Below are 20,519 nucleotides of genomic sequence, written 5' to 3'. Positions count from 1 at the left end.
GAAATTCGGATCAGCTACCGCAACAACGCACTGGAGAACCAACGATGAGCCGAGTCCGCAAGAACACCCCGGGTCGGATCCTGTTCGTGGGATCCGGCCCCGGCGACCCGGTGCTGCTGACCGTGCGAGCCCGTGAGGCGCTCGCCGTCGCCGAGCTGGCGTTCACCGACCCCGACGTCGATCAGGGTGTCGTCGCCTCGGTCGGGTCGGCCGTGCGCCGTCCGGCCGACGAGAACGGGGACACCGGGGTGGACGTCCGCCCGGCCCTCGGTGAACCGGCCGAGGTCGCGAAAACCCTGGTGGCCGAAGCGAAGAACGGCCACGACGTGGTGCGCCTGGTGTCCGGCGATCCGCTGACCACCGACTCGGTGATCGCGGAGGTCACCGCCGTCGCCCGGACGTCGGTGCAGTTCGAGGTCGTACCCGGCCTGCCCGCCGGCTCCGCCGTTCCGAGCTACGCCGGTATGGCGCTGGGCTCCGAGCACACCGAGGCCGACGTGCGCGGCGACGTCAACTGGGCGTCGCTGGCCGCCGCACCGGGTCCGCTGGTGCTGCACGCCACCGCCGGTCACCTCGCCGAGACCGCCAGTGCGCTGGTCGAACACGGCCTCGCTCCGCAGACTCCGGTGGCGATCACCGTGCGCGGCACGACGCGTCAGCAGCGCACCGTCGAGGCGACGCTGGCCACCCTCAACGACGCCGGGTCGGACCTGGTCGGCTCGCTGGTGGTGACCGTCGGCAAGGTGGTCGCGCAGCGGAACAAGATGTCCTGGTGGGAGTCTCGCGCGCTGTACGGCTGGACGGTGCTGGTCCCGCGGACCAAGGATCAGGCCGCGGAGATGAGCGATCGACTGGTCACCCACGGCGCCATCCCCATCGAGGTGCCCACCATCGCCGTCGAGCCGCCCCGGAGCCCGGCGCAGATGGAGCGCTCGGTCAAGGGACTGGTCGACGGCCGCTACCAGTGGGTCGTGTTCACCTCCACCAACGCCGTGCGCGCCGTGTGGGAGAAGTTCGCCGAGTTCGGTCTCGACGCCCGCGCGTTCTCGGGTGTCAAGATCGCCTGCGTCGGCGAGGCCACGGCGGACAAGGTCCGCTCGTTCGGGATCAATCCCGAGCTGGTGCCCTCCGGTGAGCAGAGCTCGCTCGGGCTGCTCGAGGACTTCCCGCCGTACGACGAGGTCTTCGATCCGGTCAACCGAGTCCTGTTGCCGCGTGCGGACATCGCCACGGAGACGCTGGCGGAGGGCCTGCGCGAGCGCGGCTGGGAGATCGACGACGTCACCGCCTACCGCACCGTCCGCGCGGCACCGCCCGCCGCGGAGACCCGCGAGATGATCAAGACCGGCGGCTTCGACGCGGTGTGCTTCACCTCGAGTTCGACGGTGCGCAACCTCGTCGGCATCGCCGGCAAGCCGCACGCCCGCACGCTGGTCGCCTGCATCGGACCGAAGACCGCCGAGACGGCCGTCGAGTTCGGACTGCGCGTCGATGTGCAGCCGGAGACGGCGCAGATCGGTCCGCTGGTCGAGGCGCTGGCCGAACACGCGGCGCGGTTGCGCGCCGAGGGTGCGCTGCCTCCCCCGCGCAAGAAGTCGCGGCGGCGCTGACCCCCATGTTCCCGGTCGATCGCCCCCGTCGTCTCCGCCGCACCCCCGCGGTGCGGCGGCTCGTGGCCGAGACGTCGCTCGAGCCACGGCATCTGGTGTTGCCGATGTTCGTCGCCGACGGTCTCGACGCGCCGCGCGAGATCTCGTCGATGCCCGGTGTCCACCAGCACACGCTGGACTCGTTGGCGGCGGCCGGCGAGCGGGCGGTGCGCGCGGGCGTCGGCGGTCTGATGCTCTTCGGCGTGCCGAAGCCCGAGGACAGGGACGGCGAGGGCACGCAGGCCTCCGACCCCGACGGCATCCTCAACCGCGGATTGCGGCGCCTGCGCGACGAATTCGGGGACGAGACCGTCCTCATGGCGGACACCTGTCTCGACGAGTTCACCGACCACGGCCACTGCGGTGTCCTCGCCGCCGACGGCAGCGTCGACAACGACGCGACGCTCGTGCGGTACGTCGACATGGCCGTGGCGCAGGCCGAATCGGGCGCGCACGTGCTGGGGCCGAGCGGCATGATGGACGGTCAGATCGGCGCGATCCGTCAGGGTCTCGACACCGCCGGGTTCGCCGACGTGAGCCAGTTGGCCTACACCGCGAAGTACGCGTCCGCGTTCTACGGACCGTTCCGTGAGGCCGTCGGCTCCACGCTGCGAGGCGACCGGCGCACCTATCAGCAGGACGCCGCCAACCGCCGGGAGTCGCTGCGCGAGGTGGACCTCGACATCGCCGAGGGTGCCGACATGGTCATGGTGAAGCCGGCGATGAGCTACCTCGACGTGCTCCGCGAGGTCGCGGACGCGTCGCCCGTTCCCGTGGCGGCCTACCAGATCTCGGGGGAGTACGCGATGATCACCGCCGCCGCCGAGCGGGGCTGGATCGACCGGGAGGCCGCCATCGACGAGTCGATCCTGGGCATTCGCCGCGCAGGCGCCGACATCGTCCTCACCTACTGGGCCACCGAGGTGGCGGAACGGCTGGCGCGATGACCGACGATCCACGCTTCGGCCCGCCGCCCTGGCATCCCGAAGGAAACCCGCAGCCGGACGGGAACCGGCAGGCGCAGGGCAACTGGCACCCGGAGGGTCTGCCGCCGAGTGCGATGCAGCCCGTGCCGCCCCCGCACGACGACCCGGCGCCCGTCGACATCGAGACCGCGCGACACCTGTGGATCGCGGTGATCGGACTCGGCGTCGCGTCGATGCTCGTCGGACTGTGGTCCATCTGGTCCGACCGCGCCACGTTCGTCGACGCGCTCATGACCGACCTCACCGCGCAGGACCCGTCGCTCGCCCTGCCGCCGGAGACCGCGGACACCGTCCTCACCGTGGCGATGGGCTTCGCGCTGTTGTTCGCGGCGGCGATCACCGCGCTGGTCTGGCTGACGGTGCGGAAGATGCGTGCCGGCAGGCCATGGGCGCGCGCGGTGCTGACCGGTATCGGCGTGGTGGTCGTGGTGACGACGCTGCCGTCCCTGTTCGGTCTCGGCGGCGTGTCCGGAGCGGTCGCCGTCGTGACGACGATTCTCGGCATCCTGCAGGCCGTCGCGGCCGCGGGAGCGGTGTATCTCATGCACCGGCGCGAGTCGACGGCATTCTTCGCTCGCCGCCGCGGGTAGGCGACACGCCTGCGACGGATGTGACGCGAGTTACACCAGTGGCGCTACGCTGACGTCGGGTCGGACCCGGCATCGGCGGAGGTAGCAATGGCGCAACTCGAGTACGGACGGGAACCCGGAGAACGGCGTCGGTGGGCCGCGGAGATCTTCGCGCTCCTCCTGCTGTCGTCCGCCGTGGTGGTGGTCGTTCTGGTGGTGGCGAGCGGTTTCTCGGCCGCCTGATCCCCGGTCGACGATGGTTTTGCCCCGTGTCCTGCCCGGTGTACCGTGACAGGTGTCACACGAGCTCGAACCGGGGGAGGAACCACGTTGACCGCGAACACCGGGAATTCCGAGCGGACGCACCCGGACCGCCTGCAGCGTGTGCACCCCGACCGTGTGCACACCGACCGCATGCACACCGTGCCCTGCCGCAGCGGGCGCCGTGAACTGTGGCTGCTCCTGGTGATCGCGGTGACCGGCGTGCTCATGGCCGCCGTCGTGTTCCTGCCTGCCGTTCTGGGGTGAGGCGCCGTTCGGCAGGATGGTGGGCGTGACCGAGCCCGCTGATGCCGCCGATTCCGCAGCCGCCCCGACCGGCCGCCCCACCCTCGTGACCGTCGCGCTCGTCGCGTGGATCGTCGGTGCCGTCGCGGTGTTGCTGCTCGGCCTCCTGTCCCTCACCTTCCCGGTCTCGACGCTGCGTGAGCAGATCCTCGAGGGTGGCGGAACCGCATCCGACGCCGACGGTCTGGCGACGATCCTGCGGACCGTCGGCGTGCTGTTCGTGGTGGTCGGGGCCGGGGTCGGCTTTCTCGCCGGACCCACGTGTCGTCGTGGCGACGTGCGGTTCCGCCGCGCCCTGATGGTGCTGTCCGCCCTCGCGGCGCTGTTCCTGCTGGGCTCGGTGCTCATCGGCTTCGCCGTCGTCCCGCTCCTGGCCACCGTCGGTGCCCTGACGTTCCTCGTCGCGTCCCTGCTCGTCTACCGGCCGGGCGCCGCCGCCTGGTTCGCGCCCACCGCGGGAGAGGCCGACGCATCGTGACCGCCCCCGACGACGCGCTGTTCGTGGAGTGGGGAGCGCGATGGCGCGCGCTGGCCTGGGGGCCGCTCTTCTGCCTCCTCGCCCTCGTCGTCGAGCTGACCACGGGCCCGGTGGTGCACTGGGTCGCCCTCGCGGTGATCGCCGTCGTCCTCATGGGGTTCACGGCGATCCAGATCGTCGCCGCTCGCCGGCACGTGACGGTGATCCTCACCGCCGACGAACTGACGCAGGGCACCGAGAACGTCGCCGTCGCGGACATCGCGGAGGTGTATCCGGAGCCCGACTACGCCGCCAACGGCAACACCCTCGAGAAGTGGCAGAGCGCACGCGTGCTGGGCGAGCTCAGTGGCGTGCCCCGGGGGCGGACGGCGGTGGGGTTGCGCCTGCGCGGCCAGGGCCTGGTGCAGGCGTGGGCGAAGGACGACGAGACGTTGCGGGAGCACCTCGATCGCATGGTGCAACCGTGACCCGATCCGCCGTCCACGCCGTCCTGGCCGTGGTCGCCTTCGTGGCGTCTCTGCTGCTGTGGCAGCGCGGGGTGACCTCGACCCCCACCGCGGAGACGGTCCGACTGCCCGCCGACGCAGGCGGGTCGACGACGTTCGAATGGACCCTCACGCAGGTCTCCGGCCCGTGGGTGGCCGGTGCCGTCGTCTTCGCGGCGGTCGGGGTCCATCTGCTGCTGCGCCTGCGTCGCCGCGCGTAGCCCGACCTCGAATACCCCCAGGGGGTACCGTGGGCGCATGAGCAGCTTCGATCAGGACGATCTCCTCAAGCGACTGCGCCGCATCGAGGGCCAGGTGGCCGGCATCTCGCGGATGGTGGCGGACGACCGCTACTGCATCGACGTCCTCACTCAGGTCTCCGCGGTGACCAAGGCGTTGCAGTCGGTGTCGTTGAAACTTCTCGACGCCCACCTCGCGGGCTGCGTCGTGGACGCGGCCCGCGAGGGTGGGCCCGAGGCGGAGGCGAAGGTCAAGGAAGCGTCCGATGCCATCGCGAGGCTCGTGCGCTCCTGACGATCACGCCGTCACGATCAGGCCGTCACGATCAGGCCTTGACGGACTCCTTCACCTCACCCGGCTCGTCGTCGGCGAGCATGGCGGCGCCGAGAAGGTTCTCCGGGATGCCGAATCCGTCGATCAGCGTCTGCGCGTGCGGACGCAGGGTGCGGCAGCGCTCGTTGATGCCGCGGGTGATGGCCTTCGACCGTTCGGTGGAGATGTACCGGTGCTCGATGAACCACGCCTTGTCGGCGTCGAGCACCGACAGCGCGTAGAGGTCGCACACCTGGCCGAGCAGTTCCTTGGCGTCGTCGTTCTCGCAGTTGTCGATGCCGGCCACGAACGCCTCGAGGATCACGCGATCCACGTGCGCGGTGGCGGCGTGCAGGATGTGGTCCTGCACCATGTTGAACGCCTCGAACTGGCTCATCTTCTTCGACAGTCCGTTGAGCCGCCGGGCCGCGGTGGAGATGAGGTACTCCTCGCGGTCCTCGAACATCGAGATCTGGGTGCCGCGGTTGAACAGCGACCCCTCCTCCTCGTTGTCCTGTCGGCTGTCGACGAGGGTCTGGATGATCGGCGCGGCCGCGGTGCGCTTCTTCACCACGTCCCCGACCGTCTCGGCGGCGAAGCGCATCCAGTCGGCGGCGCCGAAGGACCGCACCTCGTGGGCGTACGCGGTGAGGAGTTCCTTGGCGACGAGCTGGGTCAGCACCACGTTGTCGCCCTCGAACGTGGTGAAGACGTCGGAGTCGGCCTTGAGCGCGATGAGGCGGTTCTCGGCGAGGTAGCCGGCGCCGCCGCAGGCCTCGCGCGATTCCTGGATCGCACGGGTGGCGTGCCAGGTGTTGGCGGCCTTGAGGCCGGCGGCGCGGCCCTCGAGTTCGCGCTGCTCGTCCGCGTCGGGATCCTCGGCGCTCTGGATGTCGTGCATCTTCGACACCAGCTCGTTCTGGGCGAACTGCAGCGCGTACGACTTCGCGATCAGCGGCAGCAGGCGTCGCTGGTGCACGAGGTAGTCCATGATCGTGACTTCCTCGTCGGTACCCGGCGCGCTGAACTGCTTGCGCTGCAACGCGTACTGCGTGGCGATGGTGAGCGCGACACGAGCGGCGGCACCCGCCGAACCGCCGACCGTGATGCGCCCACGGATGAGGGTGCCGAGCATGGTGAAGAACCGTCGGTTGGGGTTGTCGATGTCCGAGGAGTAGGTGCCGTCCTCGGCGACGTCGGCGATCTTGTTCAGCATGGCGGTCCGCGGGATGCGGACGTGGTCGAACGCGATGCGTCCGTTGTCCACGCCGGGGAGGCCGCCCTTGTAGCCGATGTCGTACGTGGTGACACCGGGCATGTCCGTGCCGAAGTTCTCGTCGCGGATCTGCACCACGAAGCAGTGCACGCCCTTGCTCTCCGGCTCCTCGCCGGGGCCGGCGGTGATCAGCTGGGCGAACACGGTGGCGTACTTGGCCGCCTCGGCCGCGCCGCCGATGTAGTCCTTGCGACAGGACTTGTCCGGGGTGTGGATCACGAATTCCTTCGTGTCCCGGTCGTAGGTGGCGGTGGTGCCGATGGACTGGACGTCGCTGCCGTGACCGGTCTCGGTCATGGCGAAGCAGCCGAACGTCTCGAGATCGATCAGCGGCTTGATGAACTCGTCGTGGTGGCGCTGCGTCCCGAGGTTCTCGATGGCGCCGCCGAACAGGCCCCACTGCACGCCCGCCTTGACCATCAGCGACAGGTCCGACATCGCGAGCATCTCGATCATGGTCACCGCGGCACCGATGTCACCGGTGCCACCGACCGATTTCGCGAATCCCGACTCCGCCGCACCCGCCGCGGCGAGGATGCGGAGCTGCTCGGTCGCCTTCGTGCGGGCGATCGCGGTGTTGGGCGTGTAGTGCGGCGCGAACTCGTGCCGGGACAGTTGCTCACGGGTCTGCTCGCGCACGTCGCGCCAGCGGCCGTCGAGCGTCCTACGCAGGTGCTTCGCCAGTGTGTCGGCGGATTCGGTGGTGGTCATACTCGACGGTAACCAAAACTTCGGCGCCCTGCGAGTGAGTCCGCGCACTAGCCTTCGCCGGGTGCTGATTCGTGACACCGTCCGGGCCGACCTGCCCGAGATCCTGCTCGTTCACAACGCCGCCATCGCGGACACGACGGCCATCTGGGACGAGGAGCTCGTCGACCTCGCCGAGCGGGAGGCGTGGCTCGCCGGGCGTCGCGACGCGGGGATGGCGGTGCTCACCGCCGAGATCGACGGCCGGGTCGCCGGCTACGCCTCCTACGGGCAGTACCGACCGAAGTCCGGCTACCGGCTCACCGTGGAGAACTCGGTGTACGTCGCGGACGGCTTCCTGCGCCGGGGCGTCGCGACCGCGTTGATGGCCGAGTTGATCGCGCGCGCCCGAGCCGACGGGCTGCACGCGATGGTCGCGGGAATCGAGTCGACCAACACCACGTCGATCGCGCTGCACGAGAAGTTCGGCTTCGCGGTCGTGGGGGTGATGCCGCAGGTGGGGATCAAGTTCGACCGCTGGCTCGATCTGACCTGGATGCAACTACTACTCGAGTGAGTAGACCGCTCGTTCGGCCGGGGGAGCACTCCGTTCCTTGTGAAACACTGGAGGACGTGAGCACTTCGAGCGGACCCGACAGCGACCAGTCCACCGCCCGATCCGCCGCACTCTTCACGCGCGCGTCCGCCGTGATCCCGGGTGGCGTCAACTCGCCCGTCCGGGCCTTCCACTCGGTCGGCGGAACCCCCCGGTTCATGGCCGAGGCCAGCGGATACACCCTCCGCGACGCCGACGGCATCGAGTACGTCGACCTCATCTCCTCGTGGGGTCCGATGATCCTCGGGCACGCGCATCCGGCCGTCGTCGAGGCCGTGCAGAAGGCGGCGTCGACGGGCCTGTCCTTCGGCGCGCCGACCCTCGGCGAGATCGAGCTGGCCGAGGAGATCGTGCGTCGCGTCGACCCCGTGGACGAGGTTCGTCTGGTGAATTCGGGCACAGAGGCGACCATGAGCGCGGTGCGGCTGGCGCGCGGATTCACCGGCCGCACCAAGATCGTGAAGTTCGCCGGTTGCTATCACGGCCACGTCGACGCGCTGCTCGCCGACGCCGGATCGGGTGTCGCGACCCTCGGTCTGCCGACGACGCCGGGCGTGACCGGGGCGCAGGCCGCCGACACGATCGTCGTCCCCTACAACGACCTCGCGGCCGTCGAGCGGGTCTTCGCCGAGTACCCCGGCGAGATCGCCTGCGTCATCACCGAGGCCGCCGCGGGCAACATGGGTGCCATCGCACCGCGGCCCGGCTTCAACGAGGGACTGAAGCGCGTGACGACGGACGGCGGCGCGCTGCTGATCGTCGACGAGGTGATGACGGGCTTCCGGGTCAGCGCGTCGGGCTGGTTCGGTGTCGACGGCGTCGCCGGTGACCTGTACACGTTCGGCAAGGTGATGAGCGGCGGGTTGCCCGCCGCCGCGTTCGGTGGGCGTGCCGACGTCATGAGCTACCTCGCGCCGGCGGGCCCGGTCTACCAGGCGGGCACGCTGTCGGGGAACCCCGTGGCCGTCGCCGCCGGACTGACCACGTTGCGGCACGCCGACGCGGGTGTCTACGCCGCCCTCGACGCCAACGCCACGCGCCTCGGCGCGATTCTCGGCGATGCGCTCACCGCGGAGGGTGTCCCGCACCGCGTGCAGTACGCCGCCAACATGGTGAGCGTCTTCTTCACCGAGGACGAGGTGATCGACTACGCGGGCGCCAAGGCCGCGCAGACCTGGCGGTTCCCGGCCTTCTTCCACGCGCTGCTCGCGCGTGGGGTGTACCCGCCGCCCAGCGCGTTCGAGGCGTGGTTCGTCTCGGCCGCCCTCGACGACCGCGCGTTCGACATCATCGCCGACGCCGCCCCGCACGCCGCGCGAGCGGCGGCCCACGCAACGGAGCCGACATCGTGACCGACCCCACAGCCTCTGCCTCGAGCAACCCTGTCCCCGACACCGCCGGAGTCCACCCGCACGCCGACACGCGGACCATCGTCCACGTGCTGCGGCACGGCGAGGTCCACAACCCCGGCGGCATCCTCTACGGCCGCCTGCCGAACTTCCGGCTGTCGCAGAACGGGCAGGCCCAGGCCCGGAAGGTCGCCGACGCGCTCGCCGGTCACGACGTCACCCACGTGGTCGCGTCGCCGCTGCAGCGCGCGCAGGAGACGGCCGCGCCCCTCGCGTCGGCGTTCGGGCTCACCATCGAGACCGACGAGAACCTCATCGAGGCCGGGAACGAGTTCGAGGGACTGAAGGTGGCGGTGGGCGACGGTGCCCTGCGCCGCCCGCGGCACTGGTGGAAGCTCCGCGACCCGTTCACGCCGTCGTGGGGCGAGCCGTACCTGCAGATCGCGCATCGGATGTTGGCCGCCGTCAACGCGGCGCGCGTCGCCGCCGTCGGACACGAGGCGGTGTGCGTGAGCCACCAGTTGCCGGTGTGGACGCTGCGCCGTTTCCTCCAGGGCGACCGGCTGTGGCACGACCCGCGCCACCGCCAGTGCGGGCTGGCCTCCCTGACGTCGCTGATCTACGAGGGCGACACCCTGGTCGACATCGTCTACTCGGAGCCGGCGGGCGGGTCCGATCCTCGGCAGACCGGCGCATGAGACCGCTCCGCGCACTCGTTCCGGTGCTCGCGGCCGCGGTGGTCGCGGTCGGCGCCACCGGCTGCGCCACCGGCAGCGACGCCGTGGCGCAGGGCGGCACCTTCGAGTTCGTCTCGCCGGGCGGACAGACCTCGATCTTCTACGACCCCCCGGCCGACCGGGGCACCGTCGGGGACCTGAAGGGCCCGGACCTGATGGAGGAGGGCAAGACCACCGCTCTCTCCGACTTCCCCGATCAGGTCGTCGTGATCAACATCTGGGGTCAGTGGTGCGGACCGTGCCGCGGAGAGGCCGGCGACCTCGAGCAGGTCTACGAGGCCACCCGCGATCAGGGCGTGCAGTTCCTCGGCATCAACGTTCGTGACCTGCAGAAGGACAAGGCGCAGGACTTCGTCGTCGACAACGCCGTCGGGTACCCGTCGATCTACGACCCCAGCTTCCGCAGCCTCCTCGCACTCGGTGCGAACTACCCGACCACCGTCGTCCCCACCACCATCGTTCTCGACCGGGAGCACCGCGTCGCCGCGATCTTCCTGACGGAACTGCTCGCAAGCGACCTGCAGCCCGTCGTGGAGCGCATCGCCGCGGAACCGGCCGACGGGAGTGAGTGATCGGCATGGGTGAGGCGTTCCAGACCGCCGCGGCCTCCGGGCCGCTGCTGCTCGCGCTGGGTGCCTGCCTGCTCGCCGGGCTGGTCTCGTTCGCCTCGCCCTGCGTCGTCCCGTTGGTGCCGGGCTACCTGTCCTACCTCGCCGGCATCGTCGGCGCGGACGCCCCCGCCGTGACCGCCTCCGAAGCGCGGTCGACGACCACGGCGGTGCGCAGCCGCGCCCGCGTGGCCGGCGCGGCGGGCCTGTTCGTCCTGGGGTTCACCGTGGTGTTCGTCCTGGCCACGGCGTCGGTGTTCGGTCTGATCTCGGCGCTCGCGGTCAATCGTGAACTGCTGCAACGTATCGGCGGCGTGGTCACCATCGCCATGGGCCTGGTGTTCCTCGGGCTGATCCCCGCGCTGCAGCGCGACACGCGACTCGAGCCGCGCCGGATCGGCAGCATCGCCGGCGCGCCGCTGCTCGGCGGGGTGTTCGCGCTCGGGTGGACCCCGTGCCTGGGCCCGACGCTCGCGGGCGTCATCTCTCTCACCGCGGGCACCGAGGGGTCCACCGCCGCGCGCGGCGTCGTGCTCATCGTGGCGTACTGCCTGGGCCTGGGGTTGCCGTTCGTGATCCTCGCGTTCGGCTCCGTCAGCGCCCTGCGCGGCGTCGGGTGGCTGCGCCGTCACGCCCGCACGGTCCAGATCATCGGCGGCGTCACGCTGGTCGCCGTCGGCGTCGCCCTGGTGACGGGGGCGTGGGACGTCTTCGTCGGCTGGGTTCGCGACGGCGTCGTCACCGGCACCACCCTGCCCATCTGAGCCCGCCCATCCGAGCCCAACCGAGCCCAACCGAGCCACCCACCACAGTCGAGAAGTCGAGATGAGTACAGACACCGAGTCCCGTCCGGCGGCCGAGCCGCGCCCGCCGCGGCAGTCCGTCGGCGGCCGCGCGGTGGCCGGGGTCCGCAACGCCTGGCGCGGGTTGACGTCCATGCGCACCGCGCTGGTGCTGCTGTTCCTCCTGGCGCTCGCCGCGATCCCCGGTGCGTTGTTGCCGCAGCGCAGCCTCAACGCCGGCAAGGTCGATCAGTACATCGCCGATCGGCCGACCCTCGGGCCGCTCATGGACCGGGTCGAGCTGTTCGACGTGTTCGGCAGCTTCTGGTTCACGGCCGTCTACGTGCTGCTGTTCGTCTCCCTCGTCGGCTGCATCCTGCCGCGCTGCGTCGAGCACGCGCGGGCGCTGCGCACCCCGCCCGTCGCCACGCCGCGGAACCTCGCCCGTCTCCCGCACCACCGCACCGTCGAGGTCGACGGCACCCCGGCGGAGGTACTCGACCGCGTCGCCGAGCGCATGCGTGGCTGGCGCACGGCCCGCCGTGAGGAGGCAGCGGGACCGACGAGACCGACGGGGGCGCTGACGCTGTCGACGGAGAAGGGGTACCTGCGCGAGGCGGGCAACCTGGTCTTCCATCTGTCGTTGGTGGGTCTGCTCGTGGCGATCGCCGCGGGCAAGTTGTTCAGCTACGAGGGCAACGTCGTCGTCATCGCCAACGACGGGCCCGGCATCTGCACCACCTCGCCCGCGCAGTTCGACTCGTTCCGTGCCGGCAACCTCATCGACGGCACCGGACTCACCCCGCTGTGCGTGCGGGTGAAGGACTTCCGTGCGGATTACCTGGAGAACGGGCAGGCCGAGCAGTTCACGTCCAACATCGAGTACCAGTCCGGGGCGGACCTGGTCACCGACACCTGGCGGGACGAGGTCCTGCAGGTCAACCATCCGCTGCGCGTCGCCGGTGACCGCGTCTACCTGCAGGGCCACGGCTACGCCCCCACGTTCACCGTGACGTTCCCGAACGGCGAGACGCGCACCGAGACCGTGCAGTGGGAGCCGACCGACGGCACCACGTTCCTGTCCTCCGGCGTGCATCGATTCGATCCGCCCGGCGGGCTCTACCCCGACAGTGCGGAGCGGCGGAAAAACCAGATCGCCATCGAGGGGCTGTTCGCCCCCACGGCGTCCTTCCACGGCACGCTGCTGTCGTCGAGCTTCCCGGCGCCGAACGACCCGGCCGTGGCCGTCGACATCTACAAGGGCGACACCGGTCTCGACACCGGCAACCCGCAGTCGTTGTTCTCGCTCAGCCAGGTGCTGGTCGAGCAGGGACGGCTGGTCAAGCAGGACCGGGTGAATCTCACGCCGGGCGAGTCGACCACCCTCGCCGACGGCACGCAGGTGCGCTTCGACGGCGCCGAGCAGTTCGTCAACCTCCAGGTCAGCCACGACCCGGCGCAGACCTGGGTGCTGGTGACCGCGCTGACCATGATGGCCGGTCTGGTGGTGTCCCTGGTGATCAAGCGTCGCCGGATCTGGGTGCGCGTCTACCCGGCCGACGATCCACGACGTACCGTAGTAGAGCTGGGTGGATTGGCACGCACCGATCAGGCCGGGTGGGGCGACGAGTTCGACCGTCTCGCCGACCGCCTGCTCGATGCCGACTCGCCCTCACCCACCGCCAAGAAGGAGTAGTCATGCCGATCGACGACACGCTGGCGCAGTTCAGCGACTGGTCGTTCCGGTCCGCGTTCGGAGTGTTCGTTCTCGCCTCGGTGTTCCTGATGGCGCAGTTCGCGACTCGGACCGTCGCCGCCGACGACCGCAAGCGCGAGCTGGTCGCGGCCGGTGGCACCGCACGGCCCGCCGCACCCATCGCGCCGACGGTGCCCGGCCGCATCGAGCCCACTCCGTCGCGCCCGAAGTCCGAGAAGTACGGCGGCATGGGCCACGCCCTCGTCGTCCTCGGCCTGATTCTCACGGTGGCGTCGATCGTGCTGCGTGGGCTCGCGACCGACCGGTTCCCGCTGGGCAACATGTACGAGTTCGTCACCATGGCGTGCGCTGCCGCCGTCGTCACCGGGTTGATCGCGCTGCGCGGGCAACGCCACACCCAGGTGTTCGTCGTCGTCCCCGTGATGATCCTGATGTTTCTCGCGGCGACCGTGCTCTACGCGGACGCGGCGCCCGTGGTTCCCGCGCTGCGCTCCTACTGGCTGCCGATCCACGTCACCATCGTCTCGGTGGGCAGCGGCATCTTCCTGGTCGCCGGTGTGGCGTCGTTGCTGTTCCTGCTGAAGATGCGGTTCGCCGGGACCGACTCCGCCGGTACCGAGTCCGCCGGGGCTACCGGTGCGTTGGCGCGATTCGCTCGCCGTCTGCCCGCGGCGCAGACGCTCGACCGCTTGGCCTACAAGACCACCATCATCGGGTTCCCGCTGTTCGGTGCCGGCGTGATCCTCGGCGCGATCTGGGCCGAGGCGGCGTGGGGACGCTTCTGGGGCTGGGACCCCAAGGAGACGGTGTCCTTCATCGCCTGGGTGGTGTACGCCGCGTACCTGCATGCTCGCGCGACGTCCGGGTGGCGCAACACCCGTGCTGCGTGGATCAACGTGGCCGGTTTCGTGGCGATGCTGTTCAATCTGTTCATCATCAACATGGTGGTGTCGGGCCTGCACTCCTACGCCGGCCTGACCTGACGAACCGACCCGGACTCCCGCGGGGGGTGGAGCGGACCGGAGCGGCGGGGGAGGAAACCGAGTGACCGACGGACCGACTGGACAGGCCCACGAGCTGACGACGTCGCGGCTCCTGCGACCGGTGGCGCCGCCGCCGACCGCCGGGTGGCGACGCACGCTGTACGACGCCACGGGCGGCCGCGTCAACGTCGGCAACAGTGCGCGTGAGCAGCGTCGGCTCGCTCTGGAACGTCAGGTGGACAGCACGCTGCGCGGGTGTCACCGGGTGGCGGTGCTGTCCCTGAAGGGGGGCGTCGGCAAGACGACGGTGGCGGCGGCGCTGGGGTCGACGTTCGCGTCGGTACGGGGCGACCGGGTCATCGCGGTCGACGCCAATCCCGACAGCGGAACGTTGTCCACGCGGGTTCCCGTCGAGACCGACCGGACCGTACGGGATCTGCTGCAGTACACCCACTCCATCGAGTCCTACAGCGGCGTGCGCGCCTTCACGTCGCAGAACGCGCATCGACTGGAGGTGCTCGCCTCGTCGACGGACCCGACGCTGTCGGAAGCGTTCGACGCGCGAGACTACGAGAGCGTGCTGAGCGTCCTCGAACGCTTCTACAACATCGTGGTGACCGACTGCGGGACCGGACTCCTGCACAGTGCGATGCGCGGCGTCCTCCATCACGCGGACTCGATCGTGCTGGTCGCGTCGGGTTCGGTGGACGGTGCACGCAGCGCGTCGGCCACCCTCGACTGGCTGGACGCGCACGGCTACGGGCCGCTGGTGGAGCAGGCGGTCACCGTGGTGGACATGGCTCGGCCGGGAAGCAGGACGGTGGACGTGTCGAGCATCGTCGACCACTTCGGTCAGCGGTGTCGAGCCGTCCGGGTGCTGCCCTTCGACTCCCACCTCGCGGAGGGATCGGTCGTCGACCTGGAGGTTCTCGCGCCCGCGACGCGCGTCGCCCTGCTCGAGACGGCCGCTGCGGTGGCCGCAGGGTTCCCCGCGACCACCCGCTAGGGCGACGGCATCGTCCGGGTCGGTCCCAGTCGGTCCGGGTCGGTCCGGGCCGGGTCAGTCCGAGTCGGGACCGGCCTCCGGACGATCGGTGGACCGGCGACGCTCACGGGCGGCGTCACGCCCCATGCGCCACAGGAATTCGGGGTCGTCGTCCGGTCCGGTCACGCGTCCTCTGGGTGCGGCCGTCTCGGGGCCGAACGACTTCCACAGGAGCACGGCCACGACCACGAGCCCGATCAGAGCCAACACGTAGATCATCACGCACCTCCACGACCGAGGGTAGTCGCGTGACGGCCGAGTGGCATCCGCGTGAACCTCTCGAGATCCTGAGAATTCACGCCGAGGTGGAGACGAGGGTCAGGCGTGCGCCTCGGTGGTGAGCGAGGTCAGCAGGTTCATGACCTCGGACTCGCGAAAACGGCGGTGGCCACCCGGGGTGCGCAGCGAGCCGAGGCGGCCGGCGTGCGCCCACCGCGTGACGGTCTTGGGATCGACGTGGAAGAGCGCCGCCACCTGGCCGGGGGTCAGCAGGTTCTCCTGGGTGGGGAAGTAGGCCGGTGCGCTCATCGTGGTCGCTCCTTCGTGCGTCGCGTGCCGCGGGCGTCGTGCCCGTGGTGTCGACGCCATGGTGACACCGGAACCCCCGGGTACTCGACTGTTCTCGTGTTGGTAAAGGGGAGGTAATAGACAAATCGGATCACTCGGGCACCCGGGTGCGACCGGTAATCTGGGTCCATGACCGCGCCCGAACAGCCCGAATCGTCACCCCCCGCCGCGGGATCGCCGAAGAGCCGCCTGGCCCGTGACCTGGCCCTGTACACCGTCGCCCGGCTCGGACTCGTCGCGGTGGTGACGGCCGTGATTCTCGGCGTGGCCGCCCTCGTCGGCGTCGATTTCCCGCTCATCGTGGCGCTCGTGTTCGCGCTCGTGGTCGCGTTCCCGCTCTCGCTGGTCCTGTTCAAGAACCTGCGCCGCAAGGTCAATCTCGACATCGCCGCCGTCGACGACGACCGTCGTCGGGCTCGCGCCGATCTCCACGCTCGGCTCCGGGGCGAGCAGGGCTGATCGCCGCCGCTCGCCTCGGCGTCCTGCGCCTGTCAGAACGGCGGTGGTGTGTCCTCGGCTTTGGGTGGGGCGACGCCGTTGAGGTTGTTGCGGAGTCGGTTGCGGTTGCGTTCCTGGCGTCGGCGGGCGTGTTTCTGCTCGGTGCGTGGGGCGGGGCGAGTGGGTTCTGATTCGCCCGATGTCGATGGCTTTTTCTTGCCGGCGCCGGGTGGGTCGCCGAAGACGATCATGTCGAGTCCGGGGTGGGTGTCGTGGCCGGTGTAGGCGGGTCCGAGGACGGTGCGGCCCTCCGGGATGGTGAATGTCCGGATGATGCGGCCGGGGTGGTCGGGGTCGGGGTATTGGTCGTCGACGAAGTCGCCGAACGTTTTCAGTAGGTGGTGGAATCGGCATTTCGCGCCGAGCCCGGTCGCGGTGGTTTGCCCGCCTCGCTCGGGGTTGTGGTGGTCGTATTCGGTGATGTGGTCGAGGTCGCCGTCCCACGCGGGTCGGGTGCAGCCGGGCCAGGTGCAGTACTGGTCTCGGGCGCGGATGTAGGTGTTCAGTGCCGCGGAGGGTCGGTAGGGGTCGGCGGGTTGGGTGGCCGGGAGTGGGGTGTCGGTGCCGTCGCCGAGGGGGCGGATGAGGGTGGCAGGGTCGGCGGCGAGGTCGCGGACGTGGGCGCCGGAGACGATGCCGAGTCCGGCGATGTAGCCGACACCGTCCACCAGTTCGGGCTCGACGTCCGGAGCCTCGACCGCTGCAGCCTCGACCGCATCCTCATCCGTCGCCGCTTCGGCCGGAACGCCCTCGACCGCAGCCTCGTCGGTCGAGATTGTTTCGGCGGCAACGCTATCGGCTGACTGCTCCTCGACCACGACCTGATCGGCCGAGACTCCCACTGCGGCAGTCGCGGTCGTGTCCACGTCTCGAGTCAGTGACTGCGCTGCCGGCGGCGCAACCTCGGCGGCGGTGTTCGTGCCAGCGGTGGTGTCGTTCGCAGCGGCGGGGACGGGTCCGGTGAGGGTGGTGGTGTCGGTGACCACATGGATGACGATGCGTGCTGCGTTCGCTGCGACCTCGTCCGCATCGACCACGGTGAAGGCACAGTCGGGGCGGGCGCAGTCGCACCCGAACGGGGCGTGCTCGACGAGGGCGAACAGCGCATCCGATGCCCGTGCTGTTTTGGTGCGGCTGTCGTGTCGGCATACTTGGGCGGCGAGGCGTTCGACGACGCGGGCGACGATGGCAGCCTGTTCGGCGGACATCGTCGCTCCCACGGTCGCCATCCCGTCGAGTCCGGCTTCGGTGAAGAAGCACCGCCCCTTCAGCGCGTCGTCGCGGCGTTCGCGGACGGCGTCGGGGTCGCGGCGGTAGACCATCTGATCGCACAGATCCCGCACCCGACCCGTGGACCACGACCCCGGCTTACGCAGGGCGGCGGCGATGTCGGCGTCCACCAGTCCCTGATACGACCGGCCGTGGATCAACTCCGTGCGGGAGACGATGGTGCGGATGTAACTGGGCGAGACCACCCCGTCCCGCAGGCACTCGAACACCCGCGGGAGACGATCCCGGAGGGCGACGGCGTTGTCGAGGATCCGTTCGGCGACGTACTGGGAGACCGACAGGGCGGTGGCGATGCGGGCGGCGCACTGGGCGAACGCATCGACCGCCCGTTCGTCCCGGTCCTCCTCGGCGAGCACCAGGTCGGTGTGCAGGGCAGCGACATGCTGATAGCGACGCCACTCCAGGTACGCCGCCCCTGCAGCGAGGTCGGCCAGGGCGTCGAGGTGCCCATCGACGGGGAGGTCGAACGAGACGGGCAGGCCCATCGCGGCATGGTCACGCGCAGCCCAGGCAACGCCCCCCACCTGCGCGGAGTTCACCGCGCCGACCCCCCGATCGCTCATGTGTTCGATTGTACCGAGACCCACCGACACGATCCATGACACGCACGCACGAACTACTCCGCGTCCGCCGCCCGCGCCCGCAGCGCCCGGGCGAGATGGTCGCGCTGCTCGATCACCTGCCGTCGCAACGCGGCGGGGGAATCGGGGTGCTCGCTCAGCCATCGATCGGCGTCGTCGGTGCTCTCGGCCTGCGGGAACAGGCCGACCACCAGTCGCCGCGCGATCTCGATGGTGCGCTCCCGCCAGACGTCGTCGAGCATGGCGTAGTACCGCCCGTCGTACCCCTCGGTGCGCGCCCGCTCACCGGCGGTGAAGCCGCGGACGAGCGCGCCGACCTTCTCGTTGCTCGGCGACTCCTCCGTCAGTGCGGTCCACACCCGCGCTGCGGCGTCGGGGAGCGCGGCCGTGGCGGCGGTGTGCGCCACCTCGCCGGCTCCGGTGCGGTCGGTGCTCAGGACGTCGTCCAGTTCGGCCGTCGTGGCGTCACCGCGCGCGGCAAGGGCGAACCACAGGGCCCACCGCTGCTCGGCGTCCAGCGCGATGCCGTCGATCCGCGTCCGACCGGTCAGCAGATCCCGCACACGGTCCGTCCGATCGACGTGCACGACCGCGGCCGACCACGCCCGAAACCACTCGAGCTGGTGGTCCGATCCTGCCTCCGCGCCGAGCAACTGCTCGTACGCGGTGTCCGCCCACACCGCCCGCGCCCGATCGCGGTCCGCGACATACCGCTCGACGGCCACGGCAGTGTCCGCCAGGACGGATCCCAGGATGCCTTCGTGCGGCTCGCTCGGCACGAACCGGCACGCGAGGTCGACGAAGCGCGACGCCGGGTACTCCGCGTCGCGGGTGGCGTTCCAGACGGCGGACCAGATCAGGCTGCGCCGCAGGTCGTCGGGAACGCGATCGAGCGAGGTCTCGACGACGGCCAGCGACGCGTCGTCGAGCCGCATCTTCGCGTACGTGTGGTCGCCGTCGTTGAGCAGCACCACGGTGCCGTCGACGGCGCGGGTGAGGTCGACGGGCGTCTCGGCGCCGGCCAGGTGCACCTCCTGCGGCGCGCGGTCGACCAGGTCGCCGTCGGCGTCCGGCGTCAGCACGGCCACGTCGAGACGTTGCGGCCGCGGGTCCGTCTGCACGATCACGCCGCGGGCGCGGTCCACCGTCAGCGTGCTCGGCCCGGTCGTCTGCAGCCAGGCGTCCGCCCACGGCCCGAGATCGCGCAGCGAGCTGTCCTGCAGTGCCGCGAGCAGGTCGGCCAGTGTGGTGTTGCCGTAGGCATGGCGACGGAAGTACAGGCGGGCACCGCCCAGGAAGTCGTCCTCCCCGACGAACGCGGCGAGCTGTTTGAGGACGCTCGCGCCCTTCGCGTACGTGATGCCGTCGAAGTTCAGCTTGGCCGCGTCGAGGTCGACGATGTCGGCGACGATCGGATGCGTCGTGGGCAGCTGGTCCTGCGAGTACGCCCACGCCTTGCGGCGCTGGGCGAACGCGACCCACGCGTCGGTGAACTCGGTGGCGGCGACGGAGGCGTACGACCCCATGTAGTCGGCGAACGACTCCTTGAGCCACAGGTCGTCCCACCACTGCATGGTCACCAGATCGCCGAACCACATGTGCGCCATCTCGTGCAGGATCGTGTTGGCGCGGCGGGCGTACTGCGACCGGGTGGCGGGGCTGCGGAAGACGTAGGACTCGGTGAAGGTGACGCACCCGGGGTTCTCCATGGCGCCCAGGTTGTACTCCGGGACGAACACCTGGTCGTACTTGCCGAAGGGGTACTCGTAGTCGAAGACGTCGTGGAAGAAGTCGAGTCCCGCTCGCGTCACGTCCAGGACGGCCTCCGCATCGAGGAACGGCGCCAACGACTTCCGGCAGTGCACCCCGAGATCGATGACGAGATCGTGCTGCACGGACCGGCCCTCGACGCGGTGGTACGGCCCGGCGACGACGGCGGTGATGTACGTCGAGATCGGCCGCGTCGGCGCGAAGACGCGGGTGTCGCCGTCCGTCCGGTCGAGGCGCTCGTTCGACAGCACCAGCCACTCGGCCGGGGCGGTGACGCGGAACGTGAACGGCGCCTTGAGGTTCGGCTGCTCGAAGCACGGGAACACCCGACGCGCGTCGGCCGGCTCGTACTGGGTGTACAGGTAGGTCTCGCCGTCCGCGGGATCGACGAATCGGTGCAGACCCTCGCCCGTGCGGCTGTAGCGGCCGCGCGCGTGAACGCGCACCGTGCTCGCGCCGGTGAGGCCGCGCAGGGCGATGCGGGCGCCGTCGTACTCGACCTCCGTTTCGCGTCTGTCGATCTCCACGCGGTCGACGCCCGCGCCGAGGAAGTCGAGCCACGTCTCGGGTGACGACGCCGCGAGCTCGATCGTGGCGACGACGCCGAACTCCGGCTCGGTGCGTGCCCCGCTCAGATCGAGGGCGACGTCGTACGCCGAGACGGTGACGACGCGGGCGCGGTGTGCGGTCTCGGACCGGGTGAGGTTGGCGGTGCTCATCCCCTCAT

The 20,519-nt window shown here is 70.3% G+C and carries 23 protein-coding genes; 18 read left to right on the top strand and 5 right to left on the bottom strand.

Features of this window, described 5'->3' with window-relative positions; all coding sequences use genetic code 11:
• Positions 1-44 precede the first annotated feature (44 nt).
• From RC2_RS07400 to RC2_RS07365, 9 genes are all read left to right on the top strand, one after another.
• Complete coding sequence (locus RC2_RS07400) at positions 45-1,610, top strand: bifunctional uroporphyrinogen-III C-methyltransferase/uroporphyrinogen-III synthase (RefSeq protein ID WP_068145930.1); 1,566 nt, start codon at positions 45-47, stop codon at positions 1,608-1,610.
• Positions 1,611-1,615: 5 nt separating this feature from the next.
• The gene (gene hemB / locus RC2_RS07395; RefSeq protein WP_068145933.1) at positions 1,616-2,596 is read left to right on the top strand and encodes a porphobilinogen synthase; all 981 of its coding nucleotides are present in this window, start codon (positions 1,616-1,618) and stop codon (positions 2,594-2,596) included.
• The gene (locus tag RC2_RS07390) at positions 2,593-3,225 is read left to right on the top strand and encodes a DUF5336 domain-containing protein (protein ID WP_082895375.1); all 633 of its coding nucleotides are present in this window, start codon (positions 2,593-2,595) and stop codon (positions 3,223-3,225) included. The genes hemB and RC2_RS07390 overlap by 4 nt, the downstream gene beginning before the upstream one ends.
• Before the next feature lie 87 nt (positions 3,226-3,312).
• A complete protein-coding gene (locus RC2_RS19285; RefSeq protein WP_261767655.1) occupies positions 3,313-3,447 on the top strand; it encodes a hypothetical protein in 135 nt (44 codons plus the stop codon).
• Positions 3,448-3,534: 87 nt separating this feature from the next.
• Entirely contained in the window at positions 3,535-3,732 is a 198-nt protein-coding gene (locus tag RC2_RS07385) for a hypothetical protein (protein WP_068145935.1), read from the top strand.
• 25 nt (positions 3,733-3,757) lie between these two features.
• The gene (locus tag RC2_RS07380; RefSeq protein ID WP_139277308.1) at positions 3,758-4,249 is read left to right on the top strand and encodes a hypothetical protein; all 492 of its coding nucleotides are present in this window, start codon (positions 3,758-3,760) and stop codon (positions 4,247-4,249) included.
• Positions 4,246-4,716 (top strand): transport-regulating membrane protein Mce1N, encoded by a 471-nt coding sequence (gene mce1N, locus RC2_RS07375; RefSeq protein ID WP_068145938.1) that lies wholly within the window; start codon positions 4,246-4,248, stop codon positions 4,714-4,716. Before RC2_RS07380 ends, mce1N begins: the two co-directional genes overlap by 4 nt.
• On the top strand, positions 4,713-4,955 hold the full coding sequence (locus RC2_RS07370; protein ID WP_068145939.1) for a hypothetical protein: 243 nt from the start codon (positions 4,713-4,715) through the stop codon (positions 4,953-4,955). Before mce1N ends, RC2_RS07370 begins: the two co-directional genes overlap by 4 nt.
• 37 nt (positions 4,956-4,992) lie before the next feature.
• A complete protein-coding gene (locus RC2_RS07365; RefSeq protein WP_068099465.1) occupies positions 4,993-5,268 on the top strand; it encodes a metal-sensitive transcriptional regulator in 276 nt (91 codons plus the stop codon).
• A 31-nt stretch (positions 5,269-5,299) separates the two neighbouring features.
• On the opposite strand, the gene RC2_RS07360 is transcribed toward RC2_RS07365, so the two are convergent.
• Entirely contained in the window at positions 5,300-7,273 is a 1,974-nt protein-coding gene (locus tag RC2_RS07360; protein ID WP_068145942.1) for an acyl-CoA dehydrogenase family protein, read from the bottom strand.
• Positions 7,274-7,334: 61 nt separating this feature from the next.
• Here RC2_RS07360 and RC2_RS07355 point away from each other — a divergent pair, with 61 nt between their 5' ends.
• The 8 genes from RC2_RS07355 to RC2_RS07320 all read left to right on the top strand — a co-directional run bounded on the left by RC2_RS07355 (position 7,335) and on the right by RC2_RS07320 (position 15,047).
• Entirely contained in the window at positions 7,335-7,826 is a 492-nt protein-coding gene (locus tag RC2_RS07355; RefSeq protein WP_068145945.1) for a GNAT family N-acetyltransferase, read from the top strand.
• A 47-nt stretch (positions 7,827-7,873) separates the two neighbouring features.
• The gene (gene hemL, locus RC2_RS07350; protein ID WP_371828678.1) at positions 7,874-9,217 is read left to right on the top strand and encodes a glutamate-1-semialdehyde 2,1-aminomutase; all 1,344 of its coding nucleotides are present in this window, start codon (positions 7,874-7,876) and stop codon (positions 9,215-9,217) included.
• Between the two features lie 77 nt (positions 9,218-9,294).
• Positions 9,295-9,912 carry a histidine phosphatase family protein gene (locus RC2_RS07345; RefSeq protein ID WP_245811038.1) on the top strand — a complete coding sequence of 206 codons (618 nt, stop codon included), beginning with the start codon at positions 9,295-9,297 and terminating at the stop codon, positions 9,910-9,912.
• A complete protein-coding gene (locus tag RC2_RS07340) occupies positions 9,909-10,523 on the top strand; it encodes a TlpA family protein disulfide reductase (protein ID WP_068145952.1) in 615 nt (204 codons plus the stop codon). Before RC2_RS07345 ends, RC2_RS07340 begins: the two co-directional genes overlap by 4 nt.
• 5 nt (positions 10,524-10,528) lie before the next feature.
• Entirely contained in the window at positions 10,529-11,323 is a 795-nt protein-coding gene (locus RC2_RS07335) for a cytochrome c biogenesis CcdA family protein (protein WP_072681329.1), read from the top strand.
• A 61-nt stretch (positions 11,324-11,384) separates the two neighbouring features.
• Positions 11,385-13,037, top strand: a complete 1,653-nt coding sequence (gene resB, locus RC2_RS07330) for a cytochrome c biogenesis protein ResB (RefSeq protein ID WP_068145955.1) — start codon at positions 11,385-11,387, stop codon at positions 13,035-13,037.
• Positions 13,038-13,039: 2 nt separating this feature from the next.
• Positions 13,040-14,041, top strand: coding sequence for a c-type cytochrome biogenesis protein CcsB (gene ccsB / locus RC2_RS07325; protein WP_068145959.1), 1,002 nt, complete (start codon positions 13,040-13,042; stop codon positions 14,039-14,041).
• A 61-nt stretch (positions 14,042-14,102) separates the two neighbouring features.
• Positions 14,103-15,047 (top strand): MinD/ParA family ATP-binding protein, encoded by a 945-nt coding sequence (locus RC2_RS07320; RefSeq protein ID WP_068145962.1) that lies wholly within the window; start codon positions 14,103-14,105, stop codon positions 15,045-15,047.
• 54 nt (positions 15,048-15,101) lie between these two features.
• Here the strand turns inward: RC2_RS07320 and RC2_RS07315 are convergent, their stop codons facing one another.
• Together RC2_RS07315 and RC2_RS07310 are read right to left on the bottom strand one after the other, a co-directional pair.
• A complete protein-coding gene (locus RC2_RS07315; protein WP_068145965.1) occupies positions 15,102-15,305 on the bottom strand; it encodes a hypothetical protein in 204 nt (67 codons plus the stop codon).
• A gap of 99 nt (positions 15,306-15,404) precedes the next feature.
• The gene (locus tag RC2_RS07310) at positions 15,405-15,614 is read right to left on the bottom strand and encodes a BldC family transcriptional regulator (protein WP_068099475.1); all 210 of its coding nucleotides are present in this window, start codon (positions 15,612-15,614) and stop codon (positions 15,405-15,407) included.
• A 168-nt stretch (positions 15,615-15,782) separates the two neighbouring features.
• On the opposite strand from RC2_RS07310, the gene RC2_RS07305 reads away from it, so the two are divergent.
• Complete coding sequence (locus tag RC2_RS07305) at positions 15,783-16,112, top strand: DUF4229 domain-containing protein (protein ID WP_068145968.1); 330 nt, start codon at positions 15,783-15,785, stop codon at positions 16,110-16,112.
• A 32-nt stretch (positions 16,113-16,144) separates the two neighbouring features.
• Here the strand turns inward: RC2_RS07305 and RC2_RS18635 are convergent, their stop codons facing one another.
• Together RC2_RS18635 and pepN are read right to left on the bottom strand one after the other, a co-directional pair.
• Positions 16,145-18,004: an HNH endonuclease signature motif containing protein gene (locus RC2_RS18635; protein WP_072681239.1), complete on the bottom strand. Its 1,860-nt coding sequence runs from the start codon at positions 18,002-18,004 to the stop codon at positions 16,145-16,147.
• 53 nt (positions 18,005-18,057) lie between these two features.
• On the bottom strand, positions 18,058-20,511 hold the full coding sequence (pepN, locus tag RC2_RS07295; RefSeq protein WP_068145973.1) for an aminopeptidase N: 2,454 nt from the start codon (positions 20,509-20,511) through the stop codon (positions 18,058-18,060).
• Positions 20,512-20,519 lie beyond the last annotated feature (8 nt).

Source organism: Rhodococcoides corynebacterioides NBRC 14404 (assembly GCF_001894765.1).
GTDB lineage: Bacteria > Actinomycetota > Actinomycetes > Mycobacteriales > Mycobacteriaceae > Rhodococcoides > Rhodococcoides corynebacterioides.
The sequence above is the reverse complement of the archived record's forward strand: the minus strand, read 5'-3'. Positions and strand labels throughout refer to the sequence as shown.